The sequence below is a fragment of the Salipiger sp. PrR002 genome (assembly GCF_010500775.1).
Classification (GTDB): domain Bacteria; phylum Pseudomonadota; class Alphaproteobacteria; order Rhodobacterales; family Rhodobacteraceae; genus Salipiger.
This window is the reverse complement of record NZ_JAAGOU010000014.1, coordinates 55,851-70,495: the sequence shown is the minus strand read 5'-3', so window position 1 is coordinate 70,495 and position 14,645 is coordinate 55,851. Positions and strand designations below refer to the sequence as shown.

Sequence of the window (14,645 nt, the reverse complement as noted above, 5' to 3'; positions counted from 1 at the left end):
AGCACCAAAAGCAAAGGGGCGCCCGCAAGGACGCCCCTTTTGGTTTCCAGACCGCATCGGGTCACGGATGGTTTAAAGCGCCAGAGCCGCCTTCACGTCATCCAGCGTCACTGCACCCGGCGCGGCACCGTCGCGCACCAGCCGCGCCGCCAGCGCATTGAACCAGTCGTTGCCCGGTGTCGGCACGCCATGCAGACGACCCAAAAGCGAGATCTGGCCATTGAGGTAGTCGGTCTCGACCGACCCCGCGCCGCGCGCAAGGCTCTGCGCGGTGGAACTGCCGACGCGGGTGACGCCCGGAACATCGACGATCTTTAGCTGCGCATCGCGCGCCTCATCGCCCTTGGCCGGATCCGCCCAAGCGATCCCCGCCGCGGCAAAGACAGCCTCGGCTTCGGCCTTCAGCGCCGCGTTTACCGCAGCGGCATCGGCCTCCTGTCCAAGCGCAGCGCCGACGATGTTGCCGAGGTTCATCAGCAGCTTGCCGTATTTGAACGTCATCACCCCGTCGCGCACCGCCGAGGGGAAGCCCGCCGCCTCGAGCCGCGACACCAGCGCCGCATCCGCGTCGTCCGAGCCCGAGGGATAGCGCCCCACATCGAAGGATCCGCAGACCGGCGCGCCGTAGCAGACCACTTCGCCGGGCTGCACGAAATCGGCGGGCAGCATCACGGTGACACCATGCACATTGGGGAAGTAGCGCAGCGCCAGCCGCTCGTTCTCGACCCCGTTCTGAAAGCAGAAGATGTGCTGTCCCTGCGCCCCGGCCTCGCGCAGTTGCGCCAGCGCAGCCTCAGTGTGCTGGGTCTTCACGCACAGGATGATCACGTCATCCTCGCGCAGCCCCGCCTCCTGCGGCGTCGCCACACAGGGGAAATTGGCGTGGCGCGGCCCTTCGGGCGTGCGCAGCGTCAGCCCGCCCGCCTTGATCGCCGCCAGTTGCGCGCCGCGCGCGATGCCGATCACATCTTCACCGGCTTCGGTCAGCGCGACGGCGAGCGTGCCGCCCACCGCGCCAACCCCAAGAATGACGAAGCGGCTCATTCCACCGCCTCGGCCAGCGGCAGCCCCCCGATCTGCGCCAGCAGCGTGACGATTTCATCCACGCCCTTGCCGTGCTTGACCTGCGCAAAGACGAAGGGCTTGCCCGCGCGCATCCGCGTGGCATCGCGCTCCATCACTTCGAGCGAGGCACCCACATATGGCGCGAGGTCGGTCTTGTTGATGACGAGGATGTCGGACTTGGTGATCGCCGGGCCGCCCTTGCGCGGGATTTCCTCACCCGCAGCGGTGTCGATCACATAGATGGTCACATCGGCCAGTTCCGGCGAGAAGGTCGCCGAGAGATTGTCACCGCCGCTTTCGATGAGGATCAGGTCGAGGTCGGGGAAGGTCTCGTTCAGCTCGGCGATGGCGGCGAGGTTGATCGAGGCATCCTCGCGGATCGCCGTGTGCGGGCAGCCGCCGGTCTCGACCCCTTTGATCCGATCGAGCGGCAGGATCTGCTGGCGCATCAGCTCTTCGGCGTCTTCGCGGGTGTAGATGTCATTGGTCACCACGGCCATCGACAGCCGGTCGCGCAGCGCGCGGGCAAGGGCTGCGGTGAGGCTGGTCTTGCCGGCGCCCACGGGGCCGCCGAGACCGACGCGAAGGGGTCCGTTGGGGGAAGTCATGTCGTCTCCGTCACAATTGGTGTCACGATCTGAAGATACGGGAGTAGAGCGCCTCATGGCGCTGGCTGGCAATGTCCGAGACCGGAGAGAAGCCACCGATCTCGTCGAGCGAGGCGGTCACCGCCTGCGCCGCCAGCGCCTCGCACAGCGGCGAGAGAGCGCGCACGACGCCCTGCCCCTCGGTCTGGCCAAGCGGGATCAGGCGGATGCCAGCGGCGGCAAGGTTCGAAGCGAAGGCCTGCAGGTAGAGCTGCGCGGCGGGCAGCAGCGGCAGGTCCAGCGCGCGCACCGCCTGCCCCACGGCGACCGGATAGGGCGCGGGCAGGATGTCCACCTGCCACAGATCGCGCACCGTGCTGGCAAAGGCCTCGCCCTGTTTCACCGTCTCGAGCCGCCGCTCGGCCGATGGTGAGAGCGCGGTGGCAAGCTCGGCCAGTTCCGCCGCATCACCGCCCCGCGCCACCTGCGCCAGCAGCACCGCATCGCTCCAGCCCGCGCCGTGACGCAGCACCGCCTCGAGCCAGCCCTGAAGCTGCGCGGCGCTGGTGATGCGCTCCTCCTGCACCAAGGTCTCGAGCCCGTGCGAATAGGCAAAGGCCCCCACCGGAAAGGAGGGCGAGAACAGCTGGTGCAGCGTCAGCAGCGGATCAGTGGTCATGCGTGTGCGCGGAACCGTGGGAATGGGACTGCTCATGGGAGTGATCATGAGAATGATCATGAGAATGATCATGCCCGTGGCTGTGCGCATGCGAATGGCTGTGCGAATGGCTATGAGAGTGGCTGTGCGAATGCCCCTCGGGGCCATGCGCGTGGGAATGGTCGTGGCCATGGGTGCGCCCATGCCCATAGGCGCCGCCCTCGGGGGTGAAGGGCTCAAGCACCTCCTCCACCGTCGCACCGATATGAGCCAGCATGTCGCGGATCACGTGGTCGCGCTGGATCAGCAGCCGCGCGGCTTCGATCTGGCAAGGCGTGTGACGGTTGCCGATGTGCCATGCGAGGCGCGGCAGGTCGGCCCCGCTCACCGCCAGCAGCGGCTCTGCCGCCGCCGCGACGCGCACCGCCCGCCCATCGGTCAGCACGAAGGCATCGCCCTCGTCGAGGCTTTCGGTATGCGCCAGATCGACAAGAAAGCTCTCGCCCTGATCGCTCTTCAGCACCTTGCGGCGCAGGAAGCGGTCTTCGTAGCTGAGCGTGACGCTCAGCGGTGCCTCTGGATGCGCCTCGGACACGGCGCCCTTCCGGGCGATCTCGTGGGACACGGGCAGTGCAGACGCGGGGGCGGGCGCGGGGGAGGTCATGGGAAGGCTCCGTCGGTCTTCAGGATTGCGCCAGCAACCTCGTCCCAACCGCCGGAAAAGGCAAGGCCACGCGCCGGGTTCTCCGGGGCGTGGCCTTGAGATGCCGAGTTCTGCAGCGCCCGAGAGGCGCCGAGACACTCAGAGGTAGAAGACGTCTTGGAAGACGTGACGCACGATGTCTTCGCGGCGGATGCCACGCTCGGCCAGCTGCTCGTCCGACAGACGCTGCAGGGCTTCGATCTTGCGCAGGCGCGGGTTCGATTCACCGATCGAGACAAGGCCGTTGCCGATGGCTGCGAAGAAACGCGAGAAGAACGGTGCTTGTTCGTTGCGTGCGGTTGCAGTCAGAAATGCCATTTGGAAACCTATCCTAGCTTCAGTGTTGGTTTCCTCCCTTGCCATCCAACTTAGGGCACGCCCCGCAGAACAACAAATGCTGCAACTGCATAACTGGCCTTCAACCCGCGCAGAGATCACAGATATTTTTGTTGCCGAGATCGCCCGCGAGACGAAGCAAAATAATTAGGCGCCCAAATGAGCGACAGTTTGCGAACGAAGCGCGGTTAAAATCCTTTAAGACACGGCATTTAGCTTTGGGCTGCCATGCGCGAGGGGAAAGGCTGCCCAGAATCTTGGCGATTTGCAAAGATGGGGATTTCGGCTCTGTCATGCGTGAGGCGCAGCCCTTGCGCCGTGGTCATGGCCTGAGTCTGCGGTCTTGATACGCCAAGCGCCGGCCCCATGGAAGGGACCGGCGCCAGCAAGTTCAGGTCCCGCCGCAGGACCGGCGGGATGCTCTCAGTAGAGGAAGTAGCGCTGCGCCATCGGCAGCTCTTTGGCGGGCTCGCAGGTCAGCAGCTCGCCATTGGCGCGCACCTCGTAGGTTTCGGGGTTCACCTCGACCTCGGGCAGCGCGTCGTTGAGGATCAGGTCCTTCTTGCCGATGCCGCGAGTGTTCTTCACCGCCACGGTCTGTTTCGCGAGGCCCAGCTTGTCACGCAGCCCGTCGGCCTGCGCCGCCTCCGACACGAAGATCACCGCCGAGTTCTCGACCGAGCGGCCATAGGCGCCCCACATGGGCCGAGTGTAGACCGGCTGCGGCGTCGGGATCGAGGCGTTGGGATCGCCCATCTGCGCGCAGACGATGGTGCCGCCCATCAGAACCATCTCGGGCTTCACGCCAAAGAAGGCCGGGTTCCACAGCACCAGATCGGCGCGCTTGCCCTCTTCGATCGAGCCGATGTGCTGGCTGATGCCATGTGCGATGGCGGGGTTGATGGTGTATTTGGCGATGTAGCGGCGGACGCGGAAGTTGTCGTTGTCGCCGGTTTCCTCGGCCAGCTTGCCGCGCTGCTTCTTCATCTTGTCGGCGGTCTGCCACGTGCGGATGATCACCTCGCCGACCCGGCCCATGGCCTGACTGTCCGAAGCAATGATCGAGAAGGCGCCCATGTCGTGCAGGATGTCCTCGGCGGCGATGGTCTCGCGGCGGATGCGGCTTTCGGCAAAGGCCACGTCCTCGGGGATCGACTTGTCGAGGTGATGGCAGACCATCAGCATGTCGAGGTGTTCCTCGAGCGTATTGGTGGTGTAGGGCCGCGTCGGGTTGGTCGAGCTGGGCAGCACGAACTCTTCGCCGCAGATCTTGATGATGTCGGGCGCATGGCCGCCGCCCGCGCCCTCGGTGTGGAAGGCGTGGATGGTGCGGCCCTTCATCGCCGCGACGGTGTTCTCGACGAAGCCCGATTCATTGAGCGTGTCGGTGTGGATCATCACCTGCACGTCCCAGGCGTCGGCAACGCTCATGCAGTTGTCGATGGTGGCAGGCGTGGTGCCCCAGTCCTCGTGCAGCTTGAGGCAGCAGGCGCCGCCCTTGATCTGCTCTTCCAGCGCCGCGGGCAGCGCCGCGTTGCCCTTGCCCGCGAAGGCAAGGTTCATCGGGAAGGAATCGGCGGCCTGCATCATCCGGCCAAGGTGCCACGGCCCCGGTGTGCAGGTGGTCGCCAGCGTGCCATGCGCCGGGCCGGTGCCGCCGCCGAGCATGGTGGTCAGACCCGAGTGCAGCGCGTCCTCGATCTGCTGCGGACAGATATAGTGAATGTGGCTGTCCATGCCGCCCGCGGTGAGAATGCGCCCCTCGCCCGCGATCACCTCTGTGCCGGGGCCGACGATGATGTCGACGCCCGGCTGGGTGTCGGGGTTGCCCGCCTTGCCGATCTTGGCGATGCGCCCGTCCTTGAGCCCCACGTCGGCCTTGTAGATGCCGGTGTGGTCGACGATCAGCGCGTTGGTCACCACGGTGTCCACCGCCCCTTCGGCGCGGGTGTATTGCGACTGCCCCATGCCGTCGCGGATCACCTTGCCGCCGCCGAATTTCACCTCTTCGCCGTAGATGGCACCATTGCCGCCCTGCCCGGCCCCGGCCAGCGAAGCGGTGAGGTCGCGCTCGACCTCGATGATCAGATCGGTGTCGGCAAGGCGCAGCTTGTCACCCGTGGTCGGGCCGAACATGGCGGCGTAGTCGCGGCGGGAAATCGTTGCGGGCATGTGGGTCTTCCTCGGATGGTCAGTTCGACAGCAGCGTGCGCAGGTCTTCGCTGCGACGCCGGGTAAGTTTGGTCAGGCAGGACACCTGCGCGATGGGTTGCAGCGAGCCGCCTTCATAGAGCGCGCCTTCGGCGTCGCAGGCGGCGTCGCGGAACGGGATCCACGCGCGCTGCGCGTCGCGGACCTTGGCCATGAAGGCTGTGTCCCGGGCGTCCTTCAGCTGCGCATAAACGCGGTTCAGCTCGAGATCCGCCGCCTCATATTCGCCGCGGACGCAATCGCCCATTTCGATGGTCGTCTTCGCCTCGTTGCAGGCGGCAGATGCGGCGCCCGCCATGCCACAGAGCAGCAGCGCCAACGCGGCGGCCCTGCTTGCAGCGGGGCGAAATATTCCAGTTCGGTAATTCTTCTTGGTGCGGCAGCCTGCCGCAGGTAACGTACCCGTGAACTTAGTCATGGCCAGTCCCTCCTCCCAGCGATTTCACAGCAAGGAGCTCACGATGCGTAACAAGTTCTTTTCCACCCTGTCCTACACGGTGCTCGTTTGCGGCGGCGCCCTTGCCGACGAAAGCGAGATCGCGCGCGGCGAATATCTCGTCCGCGGCCCCGCCGGATGCGGCAACTGCCATACACCCTTCGGCGAGGCGGGCTTTGACATGAGCATGGAACTGGCCGGGCGGCTGGTCGAGGATAATCCGATGTTCACCGCTTATGCGCCCAACATCACGCCCGCCGGGCGCATTGCCGACTGGAGCGACGCCGAACTTGCCCGCGCGATCCGCGAGGGCCTCCGACCCGACGGCTCGGTGATCGGCGCGCCGATGCCCTTTGCCATGTATCGCGATCTTGGGGATGCGGATCTCTCGGCGATCGTCGCCTTCCTGCGCACGCTCGATCCGGTCGAGAACGAGGTTCCGGCCTCGGTCTACAACATTCCCCTGCCCCCAGCGTACGGCCCGCCGGTCGAAAGCGTCACCGCGCCCGCGCGCGGCGTCACGGTGGAGTACGGCGAATACCTCGCGCGGGCGGTCAGCCATTGCATGGAGTGTCACTCGCCGATGAGCGAGACCGGCCCGATGCTCGACGGCGACCATCTTGGCAAGGGCGGGTTCGAATTCCACGGACCGTGGGGCAGTGTCACCGCGCCCAATCTGACCAGTTCCGAGGACGGTCTGGCCGGATACAGCGACGACGAGTTGAAGGCCATGATCACCGAGGGCAAGCGGCCCGACGGCGCGCCGATGCTGCCGCCCATGCCCTATGGCTATCTGGCGCGGATGACGGCTGAGGACCTCGACGCGGTGATCCTCTACCTGCGCAGCCTGCCACCGCTGCCCGACGCCTGAGCGGGCGCTTTGGCAGCGGTGCGGCGCGGCAACTTCCGAGCGCCGACCAAAGGGCCGCACGGGGATATGGCGACGGGCGATCAAGCGAGATCCCGGCTCACAGCTGCGCCCGCGCGGGCGCAGGTTTCGCAGGCGTCGTGGGTTTCACCAGCGACAGGCGCACTGGACCGCAGATGCCCATGGCGGCAGGTGCCGCGGGCCGGGCCATGGGCGCAAACGCTGCGCCCTGCTGGCGTGAGAAGGCAGCGAGGCTCTGCGCCATCTGCAGTTGCAGGGCGTAGAACTGCGCGGCATTGCGCATGGTGATCGCGGCCCAGTCCATCGGTGTCATGAAAAACATCGTCTCGCTCCCCTTACACAAAATCCCTGAACTTAGGGCCCGGCGCGCCTGTCGCGCCGCGCCTCACCAGCCCGAGCGCTGGCCCGGACGGAACTGCGGCCCGCGGCGGCTCAGCCGTTTGCGGTTGCTGCGCGCCTTGCGCTCGAGCGGCGCGGAAAAGGCGGTGATCACCGTGCCCGCAGGCGCGCCCATCATCATCGCCTGACTGGCGCGCATCCATCCTTGGACGAAGGCCGGGCCTTTCTCTGCGGTCATGCGATACGCCTCGGTCGAGGGTACCGACCACATGCCGGCAAAGCCCAGCATCCTAAGGGCGATCACGCTCTGCGCCTCGGCGCTGAGCATCCCCAGTCGCATCATGCTTCCCGTTAGTGCCCCGAATGCCTCGAACATGGCCATCGCCCCTATGCTGAAAGAAAAGCGCCGTTCAGAGCGCCCCCATGACGTGCTGGTTGAAACCGTAGATCTTGCGCGCGCCCGAGATCGGGATCAGCTGCACCTCGCGGCGCTGGCCGGGCTCGAAGCGCACGGCGGTGCCCGCCGCGATATCAAGCCGCATGCCGCGCGCGGCGGCGCGGTCGAAATCGAGCGCGGGGTTGGTCTCGGCGAAATGGTAGTGCGAGCCGACCTGCACCGGGCGGTCGCCAGTGTTGGCGACCATCAGCGTGATCGCCTCGCGCCCTTCGTTGAGCGTCAGCTCACCCTCTGCCGGAAAGAGCTCGCCGGGGATCATTTGCGGCCACCGCCATAGAGGCGATAGGCGCCATAAGCCGCCGCGCCCAGAACCGCCACTGCGGTCAGCCAGCTTTCGGCGCCATGCGGATGCATATGGGCGCCCGAATGCGCGAAAGCGGGGGTGGCAAGCGGCAGAGCCATGATCGGAAGGAGGTATTTCATCGTCTCACCTGTGGTCTTTGTCGTGTTGGGCCGCCCGGTCAGGCGGCTATGTCAGCGGATCGGTCAGCGAATAGGATTGTGCACGGTCACCAGCTTGGTGCCGTCCGGAAAAGTGGCTTCGACCTGCACCTCGTGCACCATCTCGGGCACCCCTTCCATGCATTGCTCTGCGGTGATGACCTGCGCGCCCGCCTCCATCATCTCGGCCACAGACCGGCCGTCGCGCGCGCCTTCGACCACCGCGTCGGTGATCAGCGCGATCGCTTCGGGGTAGTTGAGCTTCACGCCGCGCGCGAGGCGCTTGCGGGCCACCTCGGCGGCCATCGCCACCAGAAGCTTGTCCTTTTCGCGGGGGGTCAGTTGCATGGGTCAGATCATCCAGGGTCTTGGGAGTTCGGCGCCCGACAGGCGCCGCAGTACAGGGCAAAGGTGACGGCGCAGCTCGAACCCGTCAATGGCGAGCATGCGCAACACAGTAAGATCGGGGTCGAGCGCCGAGACACCGGCGGAAAACACCCCTTCGGTTTCGGGCAGCATCTCGCGCAGCGCCTCGACGCGAGCGCCAGCGCCGGGCGCGGCCAGAACGACCGTCGCCAAGGCCTGCGCGCCGCTCGCGATGGCCGGATCGGCAAGCCGCGCGAACGCATCGCCGAAAAGACGCAGCCGGTCGGCCCAGACGAGCTTGCCGCCGCGCCGGATATCGATCCGGTCAGCGTGGCGCAGATCGGTGACACGCTCGCCCATGGCGGCCCGCCCGAAGATCAGCGGCTCGCACAGCAAAAAGCGGGCGTCCTCGGCCATCTCCACCGACAGCCGCCGGTCAAGCGCCGCGCCGTCGAATACGATGGTCTCCTGCGGCAGCCAGTCGAGCCGGGCGCCCGCCTCGATCTGCAGCCGCGTCTGCACCCGCCCGACCTCGCCGGGCAGCGCGCGATAGACGCGCTCCGCCGCTTGCGTGGTCAGCGCCAGATGCGCACCTTCGCGCGCGGTCGCTTCGATGTCGAAGGCATCGCCGCCGGTCACGCCGCCAGAGCTGTTGAGATAGACCGCCTGCAGCGCATCCTGCGCCCGGGGGAACAGAAGTTTCGAGCTGCCGGACATGTGCAGATCGCCGATGACACTGGCCGCGTTGCGCCGCCGTGCGGCAATCCGGGCCTTGCCGCGCGCACGGTTCGCCGAGCCCGCAGTCGGGGCACTTCCGGCGGCGCTCATCTGCGGCTGATCATAGGGAATGGACCTGTCCTCCGGTTGCCTCGCGGACCCTCTTTCAGGGCTTCGGAAACCACAAGCAATCGGCGCCCGAGCGGGCCGCCCCAAGCGCGCGCACGAGACGCAAATGCGCACTTTGAATGCGAGAATCTGACATCCGCACAAAATATAGACGAAACTGAATCACGCCCCATCAGGCCGCGTTCCATGCGCGCAGCGGTCCGGTTTGATGTCGAGAAGCGGCGTGCCGTCGACGCAATCGAGGCCGCGCACCACCAGCACCGTGCCCTCGCGCCGCAGCAGTTTCACCGAGGAGATGCCGATCGGATTGGGCCGCACCGGAGAGCGCAGCGAAAAGGTGCCACGGGTGCCGTCGCTGCCGCGCGGGCTCTGGGTCAGCAGGTCGCGGCGGGCGCGGTCGAGCCAGTAGAGCACCTGCAACCGCTCGGCCCGATCCACCCCGTCGAGCGCAGGCGCCCATTCGGGATCAAGCTCGATGCGGCACTCGGGGCCATCGGGATCGCCCTGCCGCGGGCAATCGGTACGGCTGGCAAAGGGTGTTCTGATGCGCCCGATGAAGCGCAGCTGCGCGTCCTGAGCGGGCGGCAGGTCAATCGCGGTTTCGCCCGGACGGATGTCATCCTCGGTGGCTTTCTTGGTCGCCTGGCTCATCGCGCGTCCTTCCGTGCCGTGTTGCAAGGAAGGTAACGCGCGCGCCGTCAGCCCGCCAGTTCCGTCTTTTGCGCCGCGTCATAGGCGGCCACCACCTCGCGCGCGCGGGCGGTCAGATCGTCGAGGCTGCGCCCCGGTTTATAGAGCCAAGTGCCGATACCGAAGCCGGTGACGCCCGCCGCCAGCCACTCGCCCATATTGCCCGCGCTGACACCGCCCACCGCATAGGTCGCCGTGCCCTCTGGCAACACCGCTTTCATCGCCTTAAGCCCATCCGGGCCGATCAGGGAGGCGGGGAAGAACTTCAGCCCGTCCGCGCCGGTGCGCAGCGCGGTGAACGCCTCGGTCGGGGTCAGCACGCCGGGGTAGCTGAGCATGCCCGCCTTCTTGGTGGCCATGATCACCCGCTGGTTCATGTCCGGCGAGACCACCATACGCGCGCCGATCTGCTGCAGGCGCAGCACGTCTTCGGGGGCAAGCACCGTGCCTGCGCCAATAATCGCCTGCGTGCCAAAGCCCTGCACCATGGCGGCGATGGAGTCGAACGGCTGCGGCGAGTTCAGCGGCACCTCGATCTTGGTGATGCCAGCGCCGATCAGCGCCTCGGTCACGGCGGGCGCTTCCTCGGGCGTGAGGCCGCGCAGGATGGCGATGATCTCGCGGGTCATTCTTGTGTCTCCTCTTTGCGGGCCGCCTTCAGCCCTTCCAGCGTCATGCGATCGGCATCGGCGATGAGCACCGGCACCGCCTGCGCCTCGAGCGCTTTGCGGTAATGCGCCACCAGCTTGCTTGCCCCCAGAAGGGCGACACTCGTGCCCAGCCAGTAGGGTTTGGCCGCCGAAAGCTCCATGCCGATCAGCAGACCCGAGAGCCGCGCGGCAGCCGCATCCGGCGACAGCCCGTGCAGCAGCCCCTCGGCGCGCAGGGTGAAAAGCTCTGCCGCGAACCCGGCGGGGCGGCCCATGGCCTGATCCACCGCCGCGGCAAAGGCCGCATCGTCCCAGCCCTGCCCCAGCCCGTGCCGCAGCACCGAGCGCTGGCTCAGCAGTTCGAAGATCTCGCCGGTCATGAAGCTGCGGAACGAGATGATCTCGCCAGCGCTCACATGCACCCATTTGCTGTGCGTGCCGGGCAGGCAGATCACCCCGTCGAACCGCGGGTTAAGCGCCAGAAAGCCCGCGACCTGCGTTTCCTCGCCCCGCATGACGTCGGCGGGGCTGTTTTGCGACACGCCCGGCAGGATGCGCACGTCAAGCCTGCTGTCCTTGGTGGGCACGGCGATGCCCTGCGCCGCTTTCGGCGGCGCGCAGGGGACCGAGAGATAAGGCGCTTCGATCCAGCCCTGCCGCGCTCCGGCCATGCCGCAGACCAGCACCGTGGTTCGCGCCGTCAGGTCGGGCAGGAGGCTCAGGAGGGTCGGCTCGAACTCTTCGGGGGATAGGCGGCCCATGCCAGCGTCGCTCTCGACGCGCTCCAGCACCGTGCCATCCGCCGCCATGCGCCACAGGCGCAGGTTCGACGTGCCCCAGTCCACCGCGATCCAGTCGGTTGCCGCTGCGTCGGTCATGTGCCCTCCTCGGCCCATTTTGGAATGCCGGTTGGTGTTAGCGCCCACCCCCGCGCGGTGCAAGCGCGGAGACCCGCAGGACCTATGGGGGCGCTGCCCCCGCCGCGCTGCGCGCGCCTCCCCCGGCGTATTTGTGAAAGAGAAGAAGGCCCTAGAGCCAGCCCCAAGCGGTGGCGACCTCCCACAGCAGGCGCAGAGTGAGCAGCGCCAGCGCGGTGTTGATCGCCGCGAAGAAGGCGCGCTCGGGCAGCCAGCGCACCAGCCGGTGGCCGGACCACGCACCAAAAAGCGCCACCGGGGCGAGCAGCGCCACATGGCCGAGGCTGCCCCATGTCACCTGCCCGGCCAGCACATAGGGCGGCAGTTTCATCCAGTTGACGCAGGCGAAAAGGATAGCCGCGGTTCCGGCAAAGCGCATCTTCGAGAGCTTTTGCGGCAGGGTGTAGGCCTGAAACGGCGGGCCGCCGGCGTGGGAGACATAGCTGGTGAACCCCGCCAGCGCGCCCCAGAAGATGCCACGCGGCACATCAGCAGGGCGCGCGCGGCTGTCACGCACCAAGCGCCGCCGCAGCGCGTCACCCAGGTAGTAGACGCCCACCAGCGCGACGAGCAGCTTGCCCGCCTCGGGCGGCACGCGGGAGATGCAGAGGAAGGCGAGCAGGATGCCGAGCGCCGCCGCCGGGATCAGGATGGTGAGGTTGCGGCGGGAAAACTCGCCACGAAAGAGCCAGAGCGCGTAGAGATCGGCGAGGATATACATCGGAAGCAAGAGCCCCGCCGCGGCGGCGGGTGTGGTGAAGAGCGACAGGATCGGCACGCCGAGCATGGCGATCATCGGCAGCCCGCCCTTCGAGGCGCCAACGCAATAGGTGGCGAGCGCTGCTGCGATCCAGAACCCGCTGCCGTCGTCCATATTCTGCGTCCCCGCCGTCCTCTTTGCGCCGCCCTTTCTGGACATATCGGAGGGTGGGGGAAAGCAGAAAGCGCAGGCCCTGCTCCTGCCGCGCCCGGCCCCTGCAGCGCCCGGCCCTGCAGCGCCCCAGCCCATCCAGCGCGGCATCAAAGGTTACGCTCGTGCCTGAGCATGCAAGGCTTGGGCCTTGGCGGGCGGCAGAGCCCCGTCAGGCTGCGCGGGTCTGGTTGCGGCTGAGCAGCGGCACCGTCAGTTCGATATCCTCCTTGAGGGGGCGCAGCGGGGTCAGCCCCGCCTTCTCCAGATCGCCGTGATAGGCCTGTGCCGCTTCGAGAGAGCTGACCCCCTCGCGCACCACGCGGCGCATGGCGCGCATCATCAGCACCGGGTCTTCGCACTGGAAATCGGCGCGGCTGAAACTGGCGACGCGGGCGCCGTGGCGCTCGGCCTGCGCGAGCCGTTCAAGGCAGTCGCGCGTCGTGCCTTCGCCGCAGCCGGTGAGGCCAAAGATGACCCTTGCCGGATCCCAATCCGCCAGTTCTTCCATGGCGCGGGGACCGTGGTAGCCGACCTCGATGAAGAGCGGGCGCTCCTTGCGGGCGATGCCCGAGAGGCTCCGGGTCAGCATATCATTGCGGAAGGCGGCATACTCTGCCTCGACCGTCTCGACAGGGATCGGCGGGTCGGCGACGCGCAGGAAGTGGCGCAGGCCGATGGCGGTGGCGTGCTCGCGAAACTCGGTATAGGCGCGCAGCGTGGCATGGTCGATGTCGATATCATTGTAGAAATTCAGCGCGTAGAGCCCGAGGTTGGCCACCGGGCGCACGTTCTCGAGCCGTGAGGAGCGGAAGGGCAGCGCCGGAAACTGCGCGTAGCGCCCGCCGCGCACCAGCCAGATGTCGGTATTGTCGCTGAGCCGCACCGCCGGGGTGACGTTGGAGCGCGCGTAAATCCCCTCTTCGCTGAATACCTCTGCCGAGGACAGCGAGGTCAGCACGATATCGGCCAGATCGCTTTCGATCACCCGCCGCATGTCGGCGCGGTAGTCCGGCGCGCTGCGCAGCCGCCCATCAGGCAGGCGCCCGGCGGCCGAGCAGCCGCGGATCAGGTCGGCATCCTTGCAGAAGGTGAGAATGAAATCCCGCGGCCCATAGCGACCGCGCGCGATCTTCGCCAGTTTCTCGTCGATCCGTCGCATGGCGCATCCTTGCCCGCTGCCCGTTGCGCGTGGAGGATAGCGGCAAAGAGGTTGAGCAAACGTCAACGACGCCGGATCGGAAGAGCCGCTACACCGGCACCACATCCACCTGATGGGTGGTCACATGGCTGCCTTCGGAGCGCAGCGAGCCGCGCGTCGGCGCCACATCCGAATAGTCGCGCCCATAGGCGACGGTGACGTGATCCGCCCCGGCGAGCATGTCGTTGGTCGGGTCGATCTCGATCCAGCCAGTCTCGGCCCCGCACCACGCCCGCACCCACGCATGCATGGCATCGGCACCTTCGAGGCGGGGCTGGCCTTCGGGCGGCAGCGTGCGCAGGAAGCCCGAGACATAGCCCGCAGGAATGCCCACCGCGCGCAGCGCCGTGATCATCACATGGCTGATGTCCTGACAGACCCCGCGGCGGGCACGGAAGGCCTCGATCGCGGTGGTGGTGACCTCGGTGGCCTCGGGATCGAAGGCGAAATCCGCATGCAGCCGCGCGCTGATCGCCTCGACCGCCGCTTGCGCCGACATCGCCTCGGTGACCGTTTCGCGCGCGAAGGCGGCGATCTCTGGCGCGGCGGGCAGACGCGGCGACGGCCCGAGGAAATGATGCGGGCTCTCCGGGGCAATGCTGCGCAGCGCGGCAAGATCCTGCGCCAGCGCCTGCCAGCTGCCCGACAGATCGAGCCCGGCGATGGGCCGCGCCCGACGCACCCGGCCCGCGAAGGCGAAGGTGATCTCGCTCAGACGCATGTCGTGGGCCATCTCGCAGGTGGGATTGCCGAAGAAATCCATCCCGTCGCGACGCCAGTTCGGCGCGGGCGAGGCGCTGACCCGGCCCGAGATCAGCTGCTGGCCCGGCAGATCGCGCGGCAGCATGCGCAGCAGCGTCCGGCTGGCGCCCGCGGGGCTCGCGTATTCATAGGTGATCTTCAGCGAGATATCGTAGGTCTGAGACATGCCGCGCCTCCGTTG

20 protein-coding genes are annotated in these 14,645 nt (G+C 67.2%); 1 reads left to right on the top strand and 19 read right to left on the bottom strand.

The genetic code is table 11. The features are described from left to right. Positions 1-72 precede the first annotated feature (72 nt). From G0A00_RS15355 to G0A00_RS15325, 7 genes are all read right to left on the bottom strand, one after another. Complete coding sequence (locus G0A00_RS15355; protein WP_164182658.1) at positions 73-1,044, bottom strand: ketopantoate reductase family protein; 972 nt, start codon at positions 1,042-1,044, stop codon at positions 73-75. Continuing rightward, entirely contained in the window at positions 1,041-1,673 is a 633-nt protein-coding gene (ureG, locus tag G0A00_RS15350) for an urease accessory protein UreG (RefSeq protein ID WP_066101571.1), read from the bottom strand. Before ureG ends, G0A00_RS15355 begins: the two co-directional genes overlap by 4 nt. A gap of 22 nt (positions 1,674-1,695) precedes the next feature. Next, positions 1,696-2,367, bottom strand: a complete 672-nt coding sequence (locus G0A00_RS15345) for an urease accessory protein UreF (protein ID WP_235953121.1) — start codon at positions 2,365-2,367, stop codon at positions 1,696-1,698. Next, positions 2,321-2,974, bottom strand: coding sequence for an urease accessory protein UreE (gene ureE, locus G0A00_RS15340; RefSeq protein ID WP_164182660.1), 654 nt, complete (start codon positions 2,972-2,974; stop codon positions 2,321-2,323). Before ureE ends, G0A00_RS15345 begins: the two co-directional genes overlap by 47 nt. Positions 2,975-3,112: 138 nt before the next feature. Continuing rightward, on the bottom strand, positions 3,113-3,331 hold the full coding sequence (locus tag G0A00_RS15335; RefSeq protein WP_066101580.1) for a DUF1127 domain-containing protein: 219 nt from the start codon (positions 3,329-3,331) through the stop codon (positions 3,113-3,115). A 441-nt stretch (positions 3,332-3,772) separates the two neighbouring features. After that, complete coding sequence (ureC, locus tag G0A00_RS15330) at positions 3,773-5,521, bottom strand: urease subunit alpha (RefSeq protein WP_164182662.1); 1,749 nt, start codon at positions 5,519-5,521, stop codon at positions 3,773-3,775. Between the two features lie 19 nt (positions 5,522-5,540). After that, a complete protein-coding gene (locus G0A00_RS15325; RefSeq protein ID WP_235953122.1) occupies positions 5,541-5,978 on the bottom strand; it encodes a lysozyme inhibitor LprI family protein in 438 nt (145 codons plus the stop codon). A gap of 43 nt (positions 5,979-6,021) precedes the next feature. Between G0A00_RS15325 and G0A00_RS15320 the strand changes: the two genes are divergently transcribed. Further along, positions 6,022-6,867, top strand: a complete 846-nt coding sequence (locus G0A00_RS15320) for a cytochrome c (RefSeq protein ID WP_164182664.1) — start codon at positions 6,022-6,024, stop codon at positions 6,865-6,867. A 97-nt stretch (positions 6,868-6,964) separates the two neighbouring features. On the opposite strand, the gene G0A00_RS15315 is transcribed toward G0A00_RS15320, so the two are convergent. The 12 genes from G0A00_RS15315 to G0A00_RS15265 all read right to left on the bottom strand — a co-directional run bounded on the left by G0A00_RS15315 (position 6,965) and on the right by G0A00_RS15265 (position 14,630). Next, positions 6,965-7,207 (bottom strand): hypothetical protein, encoded by a 243-nt coding sequence (locus G0A00_RS15315; protein ID WP_066101589.1) that lies wholly within the window; start codon positions 7,205-7,207, stop codon positions 6,965-6,967. A 63-nt stretch (positions 7,208-7,270) separates the two neighbouring features. Then, positions 7,271-7,600, bottom strand: a complete 330-nt coding sequence (locus G0A00_RS15310) for an antifreeze protein (protein WP_066106634.1) — start codon at positions 7,598-7,600, stop codon at positions 7,271-7,273. Positions 7,601-7,634: 34 nt separating this feature from the next. Beyond that, positions 7,635-7,940, bottom strand: a complete 306-nt coding sequence (locus G0A00_RS15305; RefSeq protein WP_066101592.1) for an urease subunit beta — start codon at positions 7,938-7,940, stop codon at positions 7,635-7,637. Then, the gene (locus G0A00_RS26375) at positions 7,937-8,104 is read right to left on the bottom strand and encodes a hypothetical protein (protein WP_203595395.1); all 168 of its coding nucleotides are present in this window, start codon (positions 8,102-8,104) and stop codon (positions 7,937-7,939) included. The genes G0A00_RS15305 and G0A00_RS26375 overlap by 4 nt, the downstream gene beginning before the upstream one ends. Positions 8,105-8,167: 63 nt before the next feature. Then, a complete protein-coding gene (locus G0A00_RS15300; protein ID WP_066101594.1) occupies positions 8,168-8,470 on the bottom strand; it encodes an urease subunit gamma in 303 nt (100 codons plus the stop codon). 3 nt (positions 8,471-8,473) lie between these two features. Next, complete coding sequence (locus G0A00_RS15295) at positions 8,474-9,316, bottom strand: urease accessory protein UreD (protein ID WP_164182666.1); 843 nt, start codon at positions 9,314-9,316, stop codon at positions 8,474-8,476. A gap of 180 nt (positions 9,317-9,496) precedes the next feature. Continuing rightward, positions 9,497-9,985, bottom strand: a complete 489-nt coding sequence (tsaA, locus tag G0A00_RS15290) for a tRNA (N6-threonylcarbamoyladenosine(37)-N6)-methyltransferase TrmO (RefSeq protein ID WP_164182671.1) — start codon at positions 9,983-9,985, stop codon at positions 9,497-9,499. 47 nt (positions 9,986-10,032) lie between these two features. Next, positions 10,033-10,653: a 2-dehydro-3-deoxy-6-phosphogalactonate aldolase gene (locus tag G0A00_RS15285; protein ID WP_066101606.1), complete on the bottom strand. Its 621-nt coding sequence runs from the start codon at positions 10,651-10,653 to the stop codon at positions 10,033-10,035. Continuing rightward, entirely contained in the window at positions 10,650-11,552 is a 903-nt protein-coding gene (locus G0A00_RS15280; RefSeq protein ID WP_164182672.1) for a 2-dehydro-3-deoxygalactonokinase, read from the bottom strand. The genes G0A00_RS15285 and G0A00_RS15280 overlap by 4 nt, the downstream gene beginning before the upstream one ends. Positions 11,553-11,703: 151 nt before the next feature. Further along, positions 11,704-12,465, bottom strand: a complete 762-nt coding sequence (locus G0A00_RS15275) for a sulfite exporter TauE/SafE family protein (protein WP_164182673.1) — start codon at positions 12,463-12,465, stop codon at positions 11,704-11,706. A 208-nt stretch (positions 12,466-12,673) separates the two neighbouring features. Further along, the gene (locus G0A00_RS15270) at positions 12,674-13,663 is read right to left on the bottom strand and encodes a hypothetical protein (RefSeq protein WP_164182674.1); all 990 of its coding nucleotides are present in this window, start codon (positions 13,661-13,663) and stop codon (positions 12,674-12,676) included. An 88-nt stretch (positions 13,664-13,751) separates the two neighbouring features. After that, positions 13,752-14,630, bottom strand: a complete 879-nt coding sequence (locus G0A00_RS15265) for a transglutaminase family protein (protein WP_164182676.1) — start codon at positions 14,628-14,630, stop codon at positions 13,752-13,754. Between the last annotated feature and the right edge of the window lie 15 nt (positions 14,631-14,645).

Excerpts from the sequence above, each read along its gene's own strand:
- G0A00_RS15355 (WP_164182658.1), bottom strand. The coding sequence starts at position 1,044 with ATGAGCCGCTTCGTCATTCTTGGGGTTGGCGCGGTGGGCGGCACGCTC.
- ureG (WP_066101571.1), bottom strand. The coding sequence starts at position 1,673 with ATGACTTCCCCCAACGGACCCCTTCGCGTCGGTCTCGGCGGCCCCGTG.
- G0A00_RS15345 (WP_235953121.1), bottom strand. The coding sequence starts at position 2,367 with ATGAGCAGTCCCATTCCCACGGTTCCGCGCACACGCATGACCACTGAT.
- ureE (WP_164182660.1), bottom strand. The coding sequence starts at position 2,974 with ATGACCTCCCCCGCGCCCGCCCCCGCGTCTGCACTGCCCGTGTCCCAC.
- G0A00_RS15335 (WP_066101580.1), bottom strand. The coding sequence starts at position 3,331 with ATGGCATTTCTGACTGCAACCGCACGCAACGAACAAGCACCGTTCTTC.
- ureC (WP_164182662.1), bottom strand. The coding sequence starts at position 5,521 with ATGCCCGCAACGATTTCCCGCCGCGACTACGCCGCCATGTTCGGCCCG.
- G0A00_RS15325 (WP_235953122.1), bottom strand. The coding sequence starts at position 5,978 with ATGACTAAGTTCACGGGTACGTTACCTGCGGCAGGCTGCCGCACCAAG.
- G0A00_RS15320 (WP_164182664.1), top strand. The coding sequence starts at position 6,022 with ATGCGTAACAAGTTCTTTTCCACCCTGTCCTACACGGTGCTCGTTTGC.
- G0A00_RS15315 (WP_066101589.1), bottom strand. The coding sequence starts at position 7,207 with ATGTTTTTCATGACACCGATGGACTGGGCCGCGATCACCATGCGCAAT.
- G0A00_RS15310 (WP_066106634.1), bottom strand. The coding sequence starts at position 7,600 with ATGTTCGAGGCATTCGGGGCACTAACGGGAAGCATGATGCGACTGGGG.
- G0A00_RS15305 (WP_066101592.1), bottom strand. The coding sequence starts at position 7,940 with ATGATCCCCGGCGAGCTCTTTCCGGCAGAGGGTGAGCTGACGCTCAAC.
- G0A00_RS26375 (WP_203595395.1), bottom strand. The coding sequence starts at position 8,104 with ATGAAATACCTCCTTCCGATCATGGCTCTGCCGCTTGCCACCCCCGCT.
- G0A00_RS15300 (WP_066101594.1), bottom strand. The coding sequence starts at position 8,470 with ATGCAACTGACCCCCCGCGAAAAGGACAAGCTTCTGGTGGCGATGGCC.
- G0A00_RS15295 (WP_164182666.1), bottom strand. The coding sequence starts at position 9,316 with ATGAGCGCCGCCGGAAGTGCCCCGACTGCGGGCTCGGCGAACCGTGCG.
- tsaA (WP_164182671.1), bottom strand. The coding sequence starts at position 9,985 with ATGAGCCAGGCGACCAAGAAAGCCACCGAGGATGACATCCGTCCGGGC.
- G0A00_RS15285 (WP_066101606.1), bottom strand. The coding sequence starts at position 10,653 with ATGACCCGCGAGATCATCGCCATCCTGCGCGGCCTCACGCCCGAGGAA.
- G0A00_RS15280 (WP_164182672.1), bottom strand. The coding sequence starts at position 11,552 with ATGACCGACGCAGCGGCAACCGACTGGATCGCGGTGGACTGGGGCACG.
- G0A00_RS15275 (WP_164182673.1), bottom strand. The coding sequence starts at position 12,465 with ATGGACGACGGCAGCGGGTTCTGGATCGCAGCAGCGCTCGCCACCTAT.
- G0A00_RS15270 (WP_164182674.1), bottom strand. The coding sequence starts at position 13,663 with ATGCGACGGATCGACGAGAAACTGGCGAAGATCGCGCGCGGTCGCTAT.
- G0A00_RS15265 (WP_164182676.1), bottom strand. The coding sequence starts at position 14,630 with ATGTCTCAGACCTACGATATCTCGCTGAAGATCACCTATGAATACGCG.